Below are 18282 nucleotides of genomic sequence, written 5' to 3' on the forward strand. Positions count from 1 at the left end.
ATTTCCTGCCTCACTTCATTCCCCCAAAAGAACATATAAATATCCCAGCTATGTAATCCTATTGTAAAAGCACCTAAGGGAACTGCAAGTAAGATTGCTACTTGTTTGGCCTTATATTTAATCTGCTCCATATTTGTTTTCCTCAGATTCTATCTTTCTTTGTTCATATTGATTTCTTAGTAAGTCATCAGAATATGAGATATCGCCTCCTATCTGAGGAGTCCCAATTCCAACAATAACAAGTCTAATTTTATCCGTATATTGAGGATCATCAGGTATACTAACCCCTCCACCTATACCATAATATCCCTGTATTGATTTCCCGGATCCACTCAAAATTGAATGCCTTATGGCAGGATCATTAAGATTGACTGATGAATCATCACAAACTATCCTAACTGCCACAAAACTTATACCTGTTCCTGTAGATTCAAGATTGGACCCATCTGTAGAAAGGCTGGCTCCATATGTAGTAAATAGGTCATTATCTTTTAAATCATAAATAATGCCAATTTCTCCGGATGCCTGTACAGGCGTCCCGTGAAAGCCTATAGCCAAAGAGCCTACAACCATAATTGCATCTGCTTCTTGGTACTTATTAACAAATCCAAGCAACTGACCTTTATAATTTTCTAATACTCCCAAATGCTGATAATCTGCATTTCTCCCATTAGCCAGCATAAGTTCAACAATTTCTTCAGGTGTCATTAAAGTATCATTATTTTTCACACCGCTAGCTGCTGCACTTCCACCAATCTGGGAATGCCCTGATACCAACTGCCCTGCTACCGCACCCACGCAAGCTCCAATCCACTGCATCAATGCAGGGTCACCATGAGCTGCTTTTTGGATTTCGCCAATCATCATCTCATTGATTCCTGCCGGAAGAGCCCCGGCTATGAAATTTTTATTGCTGAGCTGGCCCATAATTCCGCCAATAGCCGCATGCCAGGCAGCTCTCTGGTTTGGCGTCAGCTTTGCATCATGAAGATAATTGAAAGCCAGCTTTCCAAAAAGGCCTGCCAGTTCCTGCCGCTCTTCTACTTTGGTCTTATCGAAAATTTCTCCCAGTTTATTCAGGCTGTCCTTGGTATTCCTATTCAAAGCAGCCATATCCTGCCTCTGATTGTCTTTATCCTGAATCATAATGGTTCCCGGTGCTATGCCTGCCCTGGTGGTGGAGTCTGCTTTACCATTGCTTCCGGTGGGGATGGCAGGAGTAATCCCCTTCTCATTGTATGAGACATTGTGTGTCTTATTGACAGCAATTCCTTTTCCGCTTAAGCGATAGTCCTCTTTGTTCTCCACATCTTCCCAGCTTAAAGTACCGGTGCGGAGGGTATTCTTTTCCGCATCGCCTTTGCTGTCTATGACGGCACCTTTGAGGTACACATCTGTCATCTGATTATAAACTCGTATCATCTTGCAGGATTCGGTTAATCCTCTCAAAATAATCTTTGTCAAAATCAATGCTCTGCCATTTTTCAGTTACAGTTCCATAGGAAGGATTTACATGATATATAGGTGTGAACAGGTGGTTTCTTTCATTATAAATACATATCTCATAAACATGATGGAATCTAAATAATAATAATTCTCTCCAAAATATATCAAAGTCTAATGGCGTAGTGCCAGATTCATCTTTTGGCATCATCATCAATAGAAGGCCACCATCAGTATTGCCAAGAATATCATAGGGCTGACTGCCAAATTTAAACTGTTTCTGTCCATTTAAATCATATATATAACTTCCACCTGCCTGCCAGTCATAACCAAGCAAATTCTCCCCCATATGGTACCATCCTTTTATTAATCTATCCTTAGCATCGAAAAGAACGGCCGCCTGCCTGCTCTCATTAGTAAAGCATACATTATTTTCCTCGCTGGTATATAAAATTCCGTCACTATATTTTAATACCGGCACATTTTGCTGATATGGCAAAGGACTTCTTCCTGTGCTTATGTTATCAGCAACACCATATGCCTTACCACCTGATTCAGGCACCATCCAGGCGTACTTTCCTGCCCGGATAATAAAATAACCAGATTTGTAATAAAAAAGCTGAATAGGATATTCCCTTTCCTTTTTCTCCCATTGAATTGGAATCATAGATATTTTCCCATCGCTTATGTCAAACAATTCAATACCTGACAAACACTTATCCGAATCCCTGACTCCCAATATATAAAGGTGCTCTGGCGTAAAAACAGGACTATAGAAGGATAAATCATTCTTCGCTCTCAATTTATTGAAAGAAAGATCTACATATTCTGCGGTATTATTTGGATTGATAGCCCGGTATGTTTGTGTACTGCCTTTTACGGATAAAATGATGCTTCCAGACATAGCATTTGACTTTGCAGCGAAAAACTCAGATACTCTGCTCATCCCTATAATCAAAAAAATACCAATTACTACGATAATCAACATTATCTGCATACGCCGATTAATCATTAGGGACCTCCTGATATGATACAGACTGTACCAAACCTTCGCCATGATGAGCTTCATAATCTGCCATTAATGCTCGGTAGACATCATCAGGAGTTTCCGCCATTTTCAGCCGATACAAAGTGTAATAAATGGATGTCCCTTGCTTGACACTCTCCAGTAATGGGTTACGACTCGTAGTTACGCAATTATGCCCTAATAGTCGATAATCTTCACTTTCACCATTTCTATAATATTCTGCATTATTATCGGAAAAAATTTCTTCTACTTCTGTATTTTCCATCAAATGGTACCCGCCATCATGGATTTGAGCATTATAATGCTCAATCAAAGCTGAATTGTCTACAAATTTCGGATTAAATATAAAAATATATTTATCATCAGGATTAAAGGATTCTCGGGTAATAAATGTTCCTTTTCCAACAGGATTAGCTAATGGTAAAGATCCAATAGTATCCACATCATTTCCGTAACGTCCATAATCAGCTGATACATATTGACCATTAGCATATTCAGCTATCATTCCAACATGTCCAAATGATAAGCCCGGAGCATTCGATAATTTTACCGCGATACCAGCTTTAATTACAACCCCCTTTATCGCAAAGTCATTCCACTTAGCCGCATCCAGGGAAATACCAGCCATACCGGAAATAGAAACATCAGACGCTTTGCCAATTACTGCCCCCAGGCCTGCGCTGAGCCATTCTACCGTATCCGGATGGTTTCTCACCCATTCCGGAGATTTCGTGCGGTTCAGGTATCCCATCACATATTCATGGACACCTCCGGACAGGGCGCCTGCCAGGGTCTCTCCTGTGCCCATGTCTCCCATGAGGGCACCAAAAGCTCCATGAAGGAGGACTTTTTCTGCAGAGCCGTCCTTCCATCCCCTGCTTTCTGCATAGGCATGAATAGCCTGGTTGCCGTATTTCTCCATCATGCCCAGAAGTTCCTGCTTTTCTTCCACCTTGGATTTATCAAAGATTTCCTTCAGCCGGTTCAGGCTGTTTTCTGTATCCCGATTCAGCGTAGAAATATCCTGGTTCTGGTTCTTCTTGTCTGTAATAACGATAGTCCCTTTCGCAATGGCCGCTTTGGTGCTGCTGCCTGCCTTATCCTTCACGGTGGGGCTCATCTGCGGCGTAAGGCCGCGGGCGTTGAGGGACGTGGTGCTGTCTTTAGGAGCATAGAAGATGCCCATGCCGCCTGCTTTGTAGTCCGCTTTATTTTCCACATCTTCCCAGCTTAAAGTACCGGTGCGGAGGGTATTCTTTTCCGCATCGCCTTTGCTGTCTATGACGGCGCCTTTGAGGTGGGTTTTGTCTTTGACAGAGATATCATAACCTTCCTGGCCTGCATAGATTCCAGCCTGTTCTTTGACGGATGCATAGTCAGAATCCGTATAGCCTCTGGCAGTTTCTGCAGAGAGGTAGGGTTTGTCGAGCTTTTTATGGCCTGCGCTGTCTTTGAATACATCGCTTGCCAGAGCCCCGCCTTTCACATTACTTCTGCTCTTATAACTTTCGGTGTCCTGCAAACTTTCTATGCGAAGACTGCCACCAGTTGCAAGCACTAGAAGAAGTAAGCTTTCAATTCTTGTTTACAGTCACTTGAATAGATCGTTCAATCTAATCTGAGTCAAAGATAATCCAATAATCACAATAGCAAATAGAATTGCAGCAATAAATCCTAAATTTGTTTTTTCTACATACTTCCAATCTTTAGGACCATAAGCACTTCTAATAAAAAGGCCTCTAAGTGCTAAAAGATAAAAGCCAAACAGAGGTACCCAATGCGCAATCAGATTATATTCTCCAAACCCCAAATCGCAATATATACTCCAAATAAGTCCAATTATCATTATAAATACTGCCACACTAAAGAATTTGCATCTATCATGCCTTATCAAAAATTTCTCATCGTTGGTTAGCCTTTTATTGAATACAATTTTTTGAACTAAGTTAAAGCACACAATCAACATTCCACAGTCATAAATCAAATAACCAATCATTTCTTATTTCCCTTCATGCAAATCATTTTTAATGCTATCCTCTACTTTTAAATCTTCTTTACTTTTATCTACAGTAATAGTTACTAAAATAGATGCCAACGAAGCCAACGTAACTTTAGTCAATGGGTTAGTAGGAAAAGTTTGTGTAGATTCCATGAGTCCTATCATCGCTCCTGTTGTAATAGGCAACGTATCCCAAGCATCTGCCTGCAGCGCATTGTAAAAGCTCTTAAATTCCTGATGATTCTCATAGACATTGTATCCATAGTTAATAGCTGCTGTCGTATAGCCACCCAACTTAACCGCATTTTCCACCTTGGTTTTTAAATAGTCTTCCGGTAATCCCGGGAACTTCTTTTTCATTTCATTAACCATGGCATATGTTGCAAATGTATTTCCGGCTTCGTCTCTGGCTTCATCTTTTGAAGCATCGCTGACCCGCTGCAGTGCATCTTCGTAACTTGCGCTTTTATGATGCGTCTCAGTGATCCCTGCTGTTGAACTGGTATCAGAATCATCAGTGCTGGAATCAGCTGTATTTCCATTTTCATTATTGCCTTGAGTATAACTGCCTGCATCACCATCATTTGCTCTATCTTCAGCCCCTGCTGTATCAGTCTGCCCCAATCCTGTTACATCCAGGTTTGTTATATTAGATAATCTTTCTGCGGGGTAGGAAGCACGATTAGCAGCTGTGCCATCATCATCCGGTACATTAACAGTCCCCTGTTCCTGATCTATACCGCTGTTAGAGGCCTCGGATCCATCATCGTCAGAGCTGGGCATTGTTGACTGAACCACCTCATCAGATTTGAAAGTACCATTGATAGCTTCAATAATGTACTTCCAAGAATAATTATTCTTAGTTGCACTACTGGCTACGCCTGCTCCGATCTGTCCATTTCTGGCTAGCATCTGTGTAACGAGTCCTCCAATAGCTGCACTCATCCACTGCATTTTTGCCGGATCGCCGTGGGATGCTTTCTTAATTTCCTGTATAAGCATCTTATTCACCGCAGCAGCCGCCGCTCCTGCCATGAAGTCACCATTTGTAAGCCGACTCATAATACCGCCGACCAGGGCATGCATTGCTGTTTTTTCCGGACCATCTTTCATGTTATGGATTTCATTATAAGCCAGCTTTCCAAAGAGGCCTGCCAGCTCCTGCTTCTCTTCTACTTTCTTTTTATCAAAAATTTTCCCCAGTCTGTTCAGGGTGTTTTGGGGATTTCTTTCCAGCTTTTCCAGATTCTGCCGTTGCCGGTCAGACTTGTTAATCACTATATTTCCCTGACTGACTGCCGAATGGGTTACTGAAGAAGACTTACCCTTGCTTCCGGTAGGAATCTGAGGTGTAAGTCCTCTTTTACTATTCACTTCGTCTTTTTCTTTTTGGCTCATCTCTTTAAAATGACTGTAGTAGTTATAGGAAGCCCCCACTCCTTTTGATGTATAAGAGGCATGGTTCTCTATATCTTCCCATTCCAAAATTCCGGTGCTCAGTCTGGTTTTATCCGGAGTCCCATGACTGTCTATAACACCGCCTTTTAATGAAGTCTTATTCTTAGTGGACACAGCAACCCCATCTGTTCCTGCATAAAGTCCTGCCTGATCCACTACACCTGCATAGTCGGAGCGAACGGCTCCCGAAGAGTGTCCGGCTCCAACCGAAGAAGCGCCCCATTTTTTGACTGTCTGATTTCCTTCCGGCTCATATTTCACACTTCTTCCGCCGCTGATATACCATCCCTTATTTTTCGAATCATAGGTATGCTTGTTTTGCAGACTTTCTATTGTCAAATCATGCCCTGCATCTGCCACAATACGTCTTCCCCGCACCTGACTTCCTTTCATGACAATATCATTACCACCGGATAGATAAGCCATATGATCCGCACGAATATTCGAAGCATCATAAGAAATAGACTGCTCCTTTTCCTGTCCGCTGCCATGAGAAATATAGCCATTGACTCCCGCTAACCCAGACGGGCCAATAGATGCAGTAATTCCAAAGCCGCTGGATTTTTCACTGGATTTTATTGACATCCTGTTCTCTGATGCGCTAAGCATGATGTCTTTTCCTGCCAGCAATACCGCCTCGTTCGAAGACATATCTGATCCATGTACATGAATGTCATTCTCTGCAATGAGTGCTGCAGTTTCTCCTGCCTGAATCCTGCTGGCTGTGCCTTCCGTCATTTGACTCACAGAATGATAGGCATACGAAGAATTTGTAAAACCAATATCTAAAGAGGCATGAGCTTTTCCTTTTGCTAAATCCTGCAAAGTCTCTTTCCGTTTATCCAATTTCTTATATGCATCATATCCATACAGTACTCTCAGTCTTAAGTCCTGTACATCCGCTGCCCTTTCTACCGGTGCAGCCACATCAGAAAGTGCATTAAACGTGCTGCCTCCCAGGGATACACTGAGCCCGCTTCTCTTGTACTCATGTTCTTCCCGATTGGTGTATTCATTGTCTTTACTGGTGATAGTCACGTTCTTTCCGCTAACCACCAGGTCCTTACCGGCTGAAACATGGGAGGCTTCTATATCTGCATCCTTCCCTGCTCCGATGTGGACGCTTCCTTCCACGCTGCCTATGGTGCTTCCTACCTGTTCTACGGCTTCACTGTCATAGCGGTCTTTTCTCTTCTCGCTGCCCATAGTAAAGCCCAGACCGCCTCCGGAGAGGAGGCCCCTCTTTTTGACGGATTCCCGGTAGGTGCTGCCGCTTCTTTCTTCAGCGCTGTCGGCCTTGAAGTTTCTTCTGGCCAGAAGGGTGGTATCCTTATCGCTGACGACGGCGCTTCCTGTGATGGTCATGTCTCTTCCGCTTTCCATATGGGTTTCATTCCCGGAGATAAGGCTTCCTCTCACGGTGTCTGTCTTCCCTGCTTCATAGAGGTCCCTGGTCTTGGAAGAGAGGAGGCCGGATACATGGGAGTGGTATTCGTGGATGGTTTCGTGATGTTCCTTTTCATCCATCATAGAGATATCTTCACCGGCAGTCAAGGAGATTTTTCCCTTTTCGGAAGTAATGCCGCTGCCTTTCAGGGAGATGTCCTCCCCTGCTTTAAGGCGCACTTCGCCTGCAGAGGAAATCAGGGTGCCTTTCACTGCTTCATCTTCTGTTTTGAGACGCTGGTAGTAGGAACCCTTCCTTTTCCCTACGGAAGCATCTTCTGCATAAAGGTCCTTTTCTGCGGTGAGGCGGATATTTTTCCCTGCTGTCATGTCTGCTTTGTCATCCGCTTTAATGGATGCGCCGGATAGGGTGATGGTATTCCCTGCGCTGAGGGAAAGATTTTTAGCAGAAGCTTCCGCTTCGGTATACTTTCTTTCATGAATTTCAGCCGCTGATTCGCTGAAGGTGACGGCCACGTGCTTTTCCCGGGACAGGGCTTCCATGGAAATATCTTTCCCTGCCTCCATGGCAAGGGTTTCTCCTGCCGTAAGGACCCCGCCCCTGTTTTGGATGGAGTCTCTGGCAGAAAGGGTCATGTCCTTTCCTGCTTCCATGCGGGCTGGATTTCCCAGGGCAGTCTGGTAGAGTCCACGGCTTCCGTCTTCTCTCTTTGCCGTTTCATTGGTTATGTTTCCCGCTTCCAGGGAGAGGCTGTCTCTGGCGGAAATGGTGCCGCTCCGGTTCAGGATATCTCCGTCTGCTTTCATATGAATCCGGTTTCCTGTGATGGTGCCTTCTCTGTTTTCAATGGTATGTGCTGCAAGGGAGAGGGTATGTCCGCCATGCAGGGTGCCCAGATTTTCCAGGGTCTTTCCGGAGTAGATTTCTACGTCGCTTCCGGTGATAACGGCGCCTTTGGGGGTTATGTCCTTTTCCGAGAGGCGGGCCAGGTAGATTTTCGGGACCAGTACATCTTCCCCGTTCACCTTTTCCTTCACCAGCCAGAGGATGTCACTGGTCAGAGCGGCGGTCTGTTCTTTGGAAAGTTCAACGCCCACGGAAAGATGAAGTGTCTCCGCCTGGGTTACGCCGTTATCCATTAATTTTTTGAAAGTTTCCATGCTGCTTCCGGTGCCGGAGAGGTAGGGATTTCCCGTAAGGGCAAGGAGCTGTTCCTGTACGAGCCGCTGTTCTATCCATCCGTCGCCCAGCTTTTTGGATACCTTCTCGGGATCGGCTTTGACCCGTTCCAGCAGGTAGTCGCTGGAGAGGAAATTCCTGTAGTCTGCATAGCGGGGATCTGTTTCGTAAAGATACCGGGCGCTGGGGTCACGGGTAAGGGTATAGAGGCGGCTTTCTTTTTCCAGGAAGGAAAGGGATTCATTGTTATAAGCGGGATTGTTTTCAGACGCACGTTTCCCGTCCAGCGGGTTTCCCTTCTTGAAATCTGCTTTCTTGTCCCTGTTTTCGTATACCTTCCCATCCGCTTCCAGGGTGCGGTTCTGCACACTGCCATGAAGGCTTTGGATGGTGGTCTTTCCATTCCCGCTCATGACGGAGAGCCGCTCTGTATCATCACCGGTTTCGTCATGGACTTCGTGGTTTTCATAGGGAAGGACGGTCTTTCCATAGACCATGTGGCAGTGAAGGTGCATCCTTGTATGTTTCTTGTATTTCCAGTAATGGTTGTCATGGCCCAGGTCGTCATAGTGGATGGTGCCCTGGTAGCCGGTGTTCTCTATATCTCTGCCTGCAGTCACAGAAAGATTTCCTGCGGCCGCCATGGTGCTGTAGTCGTTATGGATTTCATTTCCTGCCTGGATCGTGAGACTGCCTTCTGCCATCATGCGGCTGTCATTGGTTTCTTCTTCAATAACACCGGTGTGGATGGTGCGCTTGAATTCCCGGCGGGCGTCATAGTAGTTCTTTTCCTGGAGGTGGGGAATGCGGTAGGCTATATCCTCATAGGTCACTTGCCAGCCTGTTTTCATTGTTTCTTTGTCGTTGATAATGTCCTCCGCTTCCACCGTCAGGTCTTTCCCGCTTTCTATGGTGCTGGAGCGGTTATGGAGGATGTGGCGGGCCGTAAGGTGCATGCTGTCTCCGGAGGAGAGCAGGGCGCCTTCTTTATAGCCGCTGCCGTTCCGGTTGTACAGGTTTTCCGCTTCTATGGCCAGGCCTTTCCCTGCAGCCAGAAGGCCGTCCTCATTGGTCATATTTCCTTCTTCGGAGAGGCTGAGGTTTCCGGAAACATAGACGCCGCCCAGGCTTTGGTTGATGAAATCACGGCCCGTAAGGGTCATGTCTCCGCCCACACCCAGATAGGCGCTGTCTTCATTGGTGAATGCATCTGCCCGGGCCTTAAGGTCTCCCTGTACGTCCATGCTGCTGTGGCTGTTGGTGAAAGATGCTGCTGTAATAGAGCTGTTCCCACCTGCATGGAGAAGGCTGCTGTTTTTATTTTCCAGTGTATCTGCTTTGATAGTCACATCTTTGTTTCCATAGAGGCTGGCACCGTCATTGGTAAAGGATACCGCCCGGATATCCACCTTCTGTTCTCCATGGAGAAGCCCGCTGTCGCTGTTCCTGAGGGTTTCTGTATCCAACGTGAGATTTCCACCGGCTGTCATAGATGCATGACGGTTATCCAGAGAGGGAGCATGAATATCCATGTCTCCGGCTGATGAAAGGAGGGCATTTTCGTCCTGTGAAAGGGAAGAGGCCCTGAGGGAAAGGTTCTTTCCGGCTTTCAGGGCAGACTGGTGCTGGGTGAGGTTTCCTGCCAGGGAAATATGCATATTTCCTTTGGCTTCCAGTACGCCTTTTTCTTTATTTTCCAGATTTTTGGCTGACAGGGTAACATCTTCTTCCGCCCCTGTCTTTCCTGTATTGGTGATGGTATCTTCCGCGGTCAGTTTGATGTTCTTTCCATAAAGCTCGCTTCTGTCATTATGGATAGAGCGGCCATAGAGGGAAAGGTTCTCTGCTTCCCTGCCGTTTAGTCCGTCTCCCATAAGGCGGATATCTCCCATGCCATGGCCGAAGCGGATATATCCATTTTCCATAGAGGAAATGGGAGCTGCCGCAAGGGTCACATCTTCTACATGAAGGAATCCGGTGCCATTGACGGAGATTCCGTTGGGGTTGGCAATCACCAGGGAAGCGGGACTGCCTGCTACTTCTATATATCCCATAAGGCGGCTTTCTGTATGACCGGTGACTTCATTCAGGATCAGGCGGGCTCCTTTTCCGTAGATTTTCATGTTCCTGTCAATATAGCCGCCCAGGTCTGTTTGGGTATAGTGGGAAGCGTTGTTCAGGATGAGGCCGCGCTGTTTCACGTTAAAGTCATGGTAGAGGTTGCGGGAAACACCATTTCCATCAGCTTCTGCAATCTGTACCAGGTCCACGCCATTGGCGGCATGGTCAATGATAGGTTTATATTTTCCGGGAGCTGTCTCATCAGCGGTGAGCGGCAGGTCAATGTCTTCCATTTTATCTGCTTTCACCGTATCCGCTGTATCCGGCATGGAGGGAAAGGATGGAGTTTTCAGGTCTTCTGCTTTTCTGGGCGTTTCCGGATCCGGCTTCCCTTCCGGTCTCACCGGATTTCTTTCCACAAGAACCAGGCTTTTCTCGTCTTTTGCCTTCAGGTTGTCCCTGCTTCCGGTAATCCTTTCTCCCGTAAGGCTGATGGTACCTTTGTCTGCGGAGAGGGCGCCGGACAGGTGGATGATGCCGCCCGCTTCTCCGGTCATGCTGTTTCCTGCCACAAGACCGCCGCCCAGTTCGGCATTGTCACGAACCGCAAGAGAGATGCTGTCTGATGCGGACAGGGTGCCTCTGTTTTCCAGGGAGCCTCCCTTTATGGCAAGGGAAGCGCTGTCGGTCTTAAACTGACCGCTCCCTTCTGTTTCTTCGTAGCTTTCTCCGGCGCTGATACGGCCTGTATTGGTAATGGCACCGGCAGCGGAGAGATGGATGTCTTTACGGGCCAGTATGTCCATGCTGCCATCCAGGCTTCCTTTGGCAGAGGTGATGGAAATGGTACCGTCAGAAATAATAGCTGTGGCGTCTGTATCCCCGTCCTCTCCTGCTATATCGTGGGATTTCAGTTCGATTTTCCCTTCATTGGTAAGTACCAGGTCTTTGGAGGCATGAATGGTTCCGCCCACATTAACGCCCATACCGGCAGCGGTGCCTACCAGGTAGATGCTTCCGGCATACATGCCGCCCAGGGCGCCTATGTCCAGGGAGACTCCTTTTTCGTCATTCTCTTTGACTGCCTCCATGGTGCCTGTGTCATAATGCACCCTGCCCTGGCCGACAATCACATGGATGTCATCTTTAGCAAAGAGGGCGCTGTTAATAGCTGCTGCCCGGCTGTAGATATCCAGTTTATCCGCCCTGCCGTAAAGAATCCCGCCTTTGTCGTCATAAACCGGTGTATTTCCTTTCCCTTCCACGGAAATGGTCCCGGTCATGTCAAAGCCGGAGAGGGCACCGTTTTCTATGACCGGATGGCCTGCGGCCAGGGTGGCTCTTCCCACGTTGATGAAACCGAAGCCGTTTCCTGTAATGCCATTGGGGTTGGCAATGATAAGGTCCGCCCTGCTGCCTGCAATTTCCATCATGCCCTGAAGGCGGGTGCTGTCTTTTCCCAGGGTTTCCACCAGGATGGTCCGGGCAGCATTTCCTGAAAAGTTCCGGTTGGAAGAAATGACACCGGCCAGCTTTGTCACAGCCGCTTCCTGCCGGGCATTGTTATTGAATACGATTCCTTTTTCATCTACATTGAATGCATCAAAGCGGTTGTGGGAAAGGCCTTTGTCATTGGGGCCCTCAATTTCCACAACGGCGGCGCCGGTGGAGGCAGTGGAGAGGGCGACGCCGCCCCGGGGAATGATGGCCGCAGCAAAGGAGGTCACTATGCCGGAGAGGTAAAAAGAGATGGCCAGGGACAGGGATATCCATCGTTTTCCTGTCTTGATTCTTCTATAGGTAATGTTTTTATTTCTCATCATCGCCACTCTCCCCCATCCTTTCTCGGCTGCAGACCAGATGGTTTTTACTTTTTAATTTCTATCATTTCAAATTTCCGCTGATATAAGGAAACAGCAGGTCCTCTTTGCCGTTTGAAAGCCTTCCGGCTTTTCTATGGGCCATCCGATAAACCCGTCGTACCGGAAGGGCCCTTTTTCTCCCCTAAAACCTAAAGCACAGCCGGTCAGCTCTTTCCCCAGCAGGTATTCCGTAGAGGGGCCGTAAACCCTTCCATAGTCCCAGGCGCCGTAGATCTCCTGCCCGCTCTTTCCCAGGGGAATGGCCAGCTCATTTCTCATGACCACGCCGCTTTCCGCTGCCAGGGTATTTTCACCGTCAAATCCCCGGACGCTGTATCTTCCTCCGATAGAAAGAAATTCACTGCCATACACCGGCTGGTTGGCTTTCTGGAAATAGATGTCCATGGTATAGCGCAGGCGGTAATCTTCTGTCACCGGAACCGGCGTCGTGATATGAAGGGACCCCAGGTACATGTTATAGCGGGTCGTGGCCTCTCCAGCCATGCCGTCCGTAGGGCCGGGATCTGCCATCCACGGTACGCCGCGCCTGTAAGTAAGTTCCCCTTCCACCAGACTTTCTTTGATATATCTCTTATGGCGAATCCCCAGTTCCAACGCCGTGGTCTTCTGCCGCTGCACTCCGATTTCCGTGCCGTCGATATAGCTGTGCCTTGTCTTATGGAGGATGCCTGCCAGAAGGTCTGTTTTGCTGTATGCCTTTCTCTGCAGAAGGTGGGACCAGGTCAGACGGGTTCTTTCCAGTTTCCCGCTGGAAATGAATGGAACCACGCTGTAGTCCACTGTCTGCCGGTAATCGTCATGATCATAGGACAGGGTCATTCTGTCTTTCCCCAAAGGAATGTCATAGAAAAGATTCACTCCATGGGTTCCTTTCCTGTCACTGCCGGGCTCTGCATCTCCGTTCCAGCTGAAGTAGAAAAGGTCGTTCAGTGACAGGGGATTGGAAATCCGCATACCGTAGGTCTGCTGCAGTTTTCCTGTCTCCTTCATGCCGCTGTTGTCCATGGTCATGAAAAGGGATACCGGCCTTTCCCGCTGAAGCTCAATAAGAAGTACGCTGTCCCCTTCCTTCTCTCCGGGCTCGATGCGGATATGGGCCTTTTGTCCCGGTACATGATTGAAATTATCCAGCGTCTGCTCTATGCCCCGGATATTCAGGAGAGAGCCTTTATGGACAGCCGCCGCATTCCGCCAGGTGCCCCAGGTATCCGGGGAAAGGCGGATATCTGAAACGATGCCGGGAAGAAGTGTGAAATAAAAGGTTCCTTTGGACAAATCCTGGGGCTCGATGTAAACCCGGCTGGTCACATAACCCCTGTCCATGATTTCCTTATTGATGGCCGTTTCAAGAGCCTGGATGCCCTTTCGACCTATGCGTTTCCCTTCAAAGCCGGAAAGAAATGTATCCACCCAGCTGAACCAGTGCGAAAAAGAAGAGGGCTTCAAATACAGGTGCTTTAACAGGAATCCTCCATCCTCTTCGGGCAAAGAAAAAGCTTCCAGAGAGGCAGAGGAAGAATCCGTCCGCGTCATAGTGTCACGCAAACGGTATTGATTTTCTTCTTCCCTGCGTCTGGAAGCAATGTCCTGACTTTTCTGTGTAATGATATCTTCCTGCCGGCTGAGAGCACCCTCGGGCCCTGCCGCCTGGGCAGAGCCCATAAGCAGCCAGCACACAAGCGCTGCCACACCTGAAACAAACCATGGTCTTCCGTTCATCATGTAATCCCCCGATTCATTATGAACCACCCTCAGCCGGTTATGTATCGAATTAACCTCTCTCTAAGTTATTTCTTAAACAGAATATATACCATTCTTTCTAAATTTGCAAGATGGTAAAAACAGAGCAGAAATTATAATCCAGATCCATATCTCCAAATGTTATTGTCCTTTCTACATGTTAATAAGTGCTTCCAGCCGAAGAAAGTACAGTCTGCCTGTATCCTTTGATCTGCCGCGTTTTTTCATACTGGGATCCTTATTGTTCTTTATCCGGCAAAGTGTATCATTATATTTTAATTAAAATCTACTATCATTAGCGGCAAGCGAATTTTTTCATTTGTAAAACGCTCAAATCATATCCAATTTCTCAGTTTGTTTCTGATACCTCCTGCTCTCCCTTATGACTATATGCATAGAAACAGCACCGGTGAAGTCCTCTCAGAAATCCTGCAGGCGCCCATCCATGGAGCAGGAGGGAGGGAATGGAGACGGAAGCTGTTTCTCCTTCAGTGCACTGAAACCAATGGAATAAAAAGCATACATAGGACAGAGGTTTGCAGGATAATGGATGTCTCCCCTGTCCTGTATGCATTTCCATATAAAAAGGCTTCACAGATTTCTGTGAGGCCTTTTTGTGGTGCTGATTTTTCATGGTGCAGAGCCCGGGGCAGCGGGCTGCAGGATCGTCATTTATGGGAGACTGCCTGGGAAGAGTCAGGATGAATATGGCAGCAGTGGAAAAGAGCAGGAAACCGCTTTGGGCTTCCTGCTCTTTTTTATTTCCCCTGCCACACAGGGTCGTCTTTGATTTTCTTCTTTCTTTCAAAGGTGGTGGCGTTGTCCATGTTGATGGCGTAATCCTTAGAGGAGAAGTCGTATTTGGACTGGTAGAAGTTGGTCTTTGCCTGCCAGATGCCGGTGACGGTGTCGAAGGCCAGGTCGTTTGTGAAGACCTGCTGTTCATGGGATTTCAGGGCGGGCATGAGTTCCGGATGGGCGGCCTGGTAGTCCGGGGAAAGGTAGACGAAGAAGGGGATGTGCACCATGTCGTAGTAGAAGGGGGATGTGGTGTGGTAATGTTTCATGTTTTCGCCGTGGTCGGAGAAGTAAATCATGGATTTCAGGTTCAGGTTCGCCTTGGCGTATTCGAAGATTTCTTTCATCACCCGGTCGTCGTAGGCGATGGTAAGGTCGTAGTCATGGTAGGGGTCTTCTTTGGAAATGCCCAGCTCATCCCGAAGGTTCACGGGCACCCGGGCGATGTAGGTGTAGTGGCTGCCGTCGATGTTGATGAAGATGATCCGCTTTTTGGCAGGCGGCAGTTTCTTCAGCACTTCCAGGGTGTAGCCGTCATAGTTCTTTTCCCAGTAGGAGTCGTCACACCGTTCTGCAATCATGGTGACGCCGGCGCTGGACATGGAGCTCCGGTTATGGAAGGAAATCCAGTCGGTGCGGTATCCGGCGGCTTTGGCCACGTCCACCATGCTCACCACGTCTTCAAAGGACATGTCGCTGTACTGGTTGGCGCTGGTCATGGCGTAGGACAGGGAGAAGAGGGTATTGGGGAAATTGGAGTATGCCTTGTAACCCAAAGCGAAGTCCTTTGTTTTCGCCATTTCCGAAAGCCAGGGGGTGGTATTTTCCGGATAGTCCGGCGTGAAGGCCTTCATGTGGTCCCTGTTGGCGCTTTCGCCGATAATGACGATGTGGGTGCCTTCGTCAATGCCGCTTCCCGGATTCGGCGGGATGAAGGTCATGGTTTTCACATTTTTGTCCAGGTTGTCATTGAGCTTCTGCAGGAGCTGGAATTCGCTGCCCGAGGAGTTCAGGGCTTTGAAGATGGTGGCAGGAAATACGTGGGTAATCTGCCGGTAGAATCCGCCGAAGAAGAGGACGGAAATCACAAGAAGCCCGACAGGGAAGGATTTCCCGCTGCCTCTAAAGATATTTCCTTCAAAACTGCGAGCTCTTTTCATCATGGAGCGGGACAGGACGACGGCGCAGGAAATGACGATGCCAAGGGCAATGACCGCCATTGCCAGGTGCATGGGAGAACCCATGGTGCGGAGGAAGTCCTTGATTTCCTTCAGATGGGTGGAGCGCACCGCCATCATGGCAAACATGTCCATTTCCCCGCCGAAGAGCACGTAGTAGCCGATGTAGATGAAGGGGATGAGTACCATGAAGAAGGTGTAAATCCCTGCGATGACTGTCCAGAGAGAGGAAAAGCGCTTCGCCCTGGCAGTCCAGGCGGTGTACACATAGGGCAGGGCCATGAGAAGGGCGCCCAGCACGTAGTAGTCGCCCAGATGTTTTTTCTCCGGCAGGGAGGCAAAGCCGTAGGCCCAGGTAAAGGTGCCCATCCAGAGAAGGGGCAGAATCACCGCCCAGGGGAGAAGCCGTTTCAGGTACTTTCTGTCCAGTACGGAAAAAAGGCCGAAGGATACGATAAGGAAGACCAGGAGCGCCGCCCCCAGCCGGGGCTGCACATAGCTGTGGATATCAGGGAAGTCCCCGCCTGCATGAAGCAGTGCCATAATCACCAGAGCCGTACCTGCCACCCAGGAAAGGGCGGATAAAATCACTTGTTTCACCATTCACCTCGCGTAAAAATTCATAAGAAAAATATCAAATTTCTATAAATTATACCACAGATAGGGCGGATGTACATGAAATAATTGACCGGCAGTCTAAGTATGAGATGATAGAAGATAGACTTCAGACGCTGTGCCGTCGTTCTTTGGGAGGAATACCGTCTCCCATTGAGCCACATCAGCGCGGGAGATTTCCCGGCTCTGCGTATCTATAGAAAGGATAACATATACACCCATAGCGGCAGGCTGCTCCGCTCGAAATGACGACAGCGGCGGGCAGCCTGTCGCCATGGACGTGGGAGGGAAGCGCCATGACAGAGGAACGGCCTGCCTTCCGACATTTCGGAATTGGTTAAAAGAATATGGGCAGCAAAAAGGAGCTGTGAGGAATGAGGGGACATTCCTTCACAGCTCCCTTTAGGGAAGCACTGATTAATTCGTTGTTTGATTTTATTCTTGAATTTTTATGCAATGCAAGGAATGCGGTGACGCGAATAGCAAGCTATTTAAGGAGCCTCATGACGAAGCAGTGCATAAAAATTCTTATAAAAGCAAACTCTATGAATTAATCAGCGCTCCCTTTAGCTTTATCTTTCCAGGTTCAGGTCCATGGAGGGAGCCGGCTGTGCCGGTTTTTCTTCCGGCAGACCATTTTCCAGGATGTGCATGAACTGGTCGCCTGTAATGGTTTCTTTTTCGTAGAGGTACTTGGCCAGGGCATCCAGCTTGGAACGGTTTTCTTCCAGGAGCTTTACTGCCTTTTCGTGCTGTTTCTTGATGAGTTCGGAAACGGCACGATCGATGCGGGCTGCGGTTTCCGGCGAGCAGGCCAGGGTGGTGTCGCCGCCCAGATACTGGTTGGTCACAGTTTCCATGGCCACCATGCCGAATTCGTCGCTCATGCCGAAGCGGGTAATCATGGCCCGGGCCAGCTTGGTGGCCTTTTCGATATCATTGGAAGCGCCGGAGGAGGAGGTGTGGAATACCACTTCTTCTGCGGCCCTGCCGCCGGTCAAGGTGGCAATCTGGTCGAGGAGTTCTTCCTTGGTCATGAGGTAATGGTTGCCCTTGTCCACCTGCATGGTGTAGCCCAGGGCGCCGCTGGTGCGGGGGATGATGGTAATCTTCTGCACCGGTGCGGAATGGGACTGGAGGGCTGCCACCAGGGCATGGCCGATTTCATGGTAGGAAACCACGCATTTTTCCTTGTCCGAAAGGATGGCGTGCTTCTTTTCGTAGCCGGCGATAACCACTTCGATGGAGGCTTCCATATCTTCTTCGGTGGCGTAGCTGCGGTGATCCCGGACGGCCCGAAGGGCTGCCTCGTTCACGATATTGGCCAGCTCTGCGCCGGAAGCGCCGGAGGCCATGCGGGCCACTTTATTGTAGTCAATGTCCGGAGCATGCTTGATTTTCTTTGCATGGACCTTGAGAATGGCTTCCCGGCCCTGGAGGTCCGGAAGACCTACGGGCACCTGGCGGTCGAAACGGCCGGGGCGGGTGAGGGC

At 48.4% G+C, this 18282-nt stretch carries 7 protein-coding genes and 1 pseudogene; all 8 read right to left on the reverse strand.

The annotated features are described in order from the left end of the window. Positions 1 to 117 precede the first annotated feature (117 nt). Positions 118 to 1464, reverse strand: coding sequence for a hypothetical protein (locus Q0482_RS00155; RefSeq protein ID WP_299141907.1), 1347 nt, complete (start codon positions 1462 to 1464; stop codon positions 118 to 120). Further along, the gene (locus Q0482_RS00160) at positions 1406 to 2455 is read right to left on the reverse strand and encodes a hypothetical protein (RefSeq protein ID WP_299141910.1); all 1050 of its coding nucleotides are present in this window, start codon (positions 2453 to 2455) and stop codon (positions 1406 to 1408) included. The genes Q0482_RS00155 and Q0482_RS00160 overlap by 59 nt, the downstream gene beginning before the upstream one ends. Further along, entirely contained in the window at positions 2448 to 4028 is a 1581-nt protein-coding gene (locus Q0482_RS00165) for a hypothetical protein (protein WP_299141913.1), read from the reverse strand. Before Q0482_RS00165 ends, Q0482_RS00160 begins: the two co-directional genes overlap by 8 nt. A 33-nt stretch (positions 4029 to 4061) precedes the next feature. Beyond that, positions 4062 to 4466, reverse strand: a complete 405-nt coding sequence (locus tag Q0482_RS00170; protein ID WP_299141916.1) for a hypothetical protein — start codon at positions 4464 to 4466, stop codon at positions 4062 to 4064. A 3-nt stretch (positions 4467 to 4469) separates the two neighbouring features. Then, positions 4470 to 12398, reverse strand: coding sequence for a hemagglutinin repeat-containing protein (locus Q0482_RS00175; protein WP_299141919.1), 7929 nt, complete (start codon positions 12396 to 12398; stop codon positions 4470 to 4472). Between the two features lie 66 nt (positions 12399 to 12464). Next, positions 12465 to 14180 (reverse strand): ShlB/FhaC/HecB family hemolysin secretion/activation protein, encoded by a 1716-nt coding sequence (locus tag Q0482_RS00180; protein ID WP_299141922.1) that lies wholly within the window; start codon positions 14178 to 14180, stop codon positions 12465 to 12467. A gap of 776 nt (positions 14181 to 14956) precedes the next feature. Beyond that, complete coding sequence (locus Q0482_RS00185; RefSeq protein WP_299141925.1) at positions 14957 to 16777, reverse strand: sulfatase-like hydrolase/transferase; 1821 nt, start codon at positions 16775 to 16777, stop codon at positions 14957 to 14959. A 584-nt stretch (positions 16778 to 17361) separates the two neighbouring features. Next, positions 17362 to 18282, reverse strand: a pseudogene (locus Q0482_RS00190) (cell division protein FtsH); the annotation flags it as partial.

The sequence above is a fragment of the uncultured Dialister sp. genome, assembly GCF_937959425.1.
Taxonomy (GTDB): domain Bacteria; phylum Bacillota; class Negativicutes; order Veillonellales; family Dialisteraceae; genus Dialister.

Bases quoted from the DNA above. Each gene is read 5' to 3' on its own strand.
- Q0482_RS00175 (WP_299141919.1), bottom strand. From the start codon at position 12,398: ATGATGAGAAATAAAAACATTACCTATAGAAGAATCAAGACAGGAAAA.
- Q0482_RS00160 (WP_299141910.1), bottom strand. From the start codon at position 2,455: ATGATTAATCGGCGTATGCAGATAATGTTGATTATCGTAGTAATTGGT.
- Q0482_RS00185 (WP_299141925.1), bottom strand. From the start codon at position 16,777: ATGGTGAAACAAGTGATTTTATCCGCCCTTTCCTGGGTGGCAGGTACG.
- Q0482_RS00170 (WP_299141916.1), bottom strand. From the start codon at position 4,466: ATGATTGGTTATTTGATTTATGACTGTGGAATGTTGATTGTGTGCTTT.
- Q0482_RS00180 (WP_299141922.1), bottom strand. From the start codon at position 14,180: ATGATGAACGGAAGACCATGGTTTGTTTCAGGTGTGGCAGCGCTTGTG.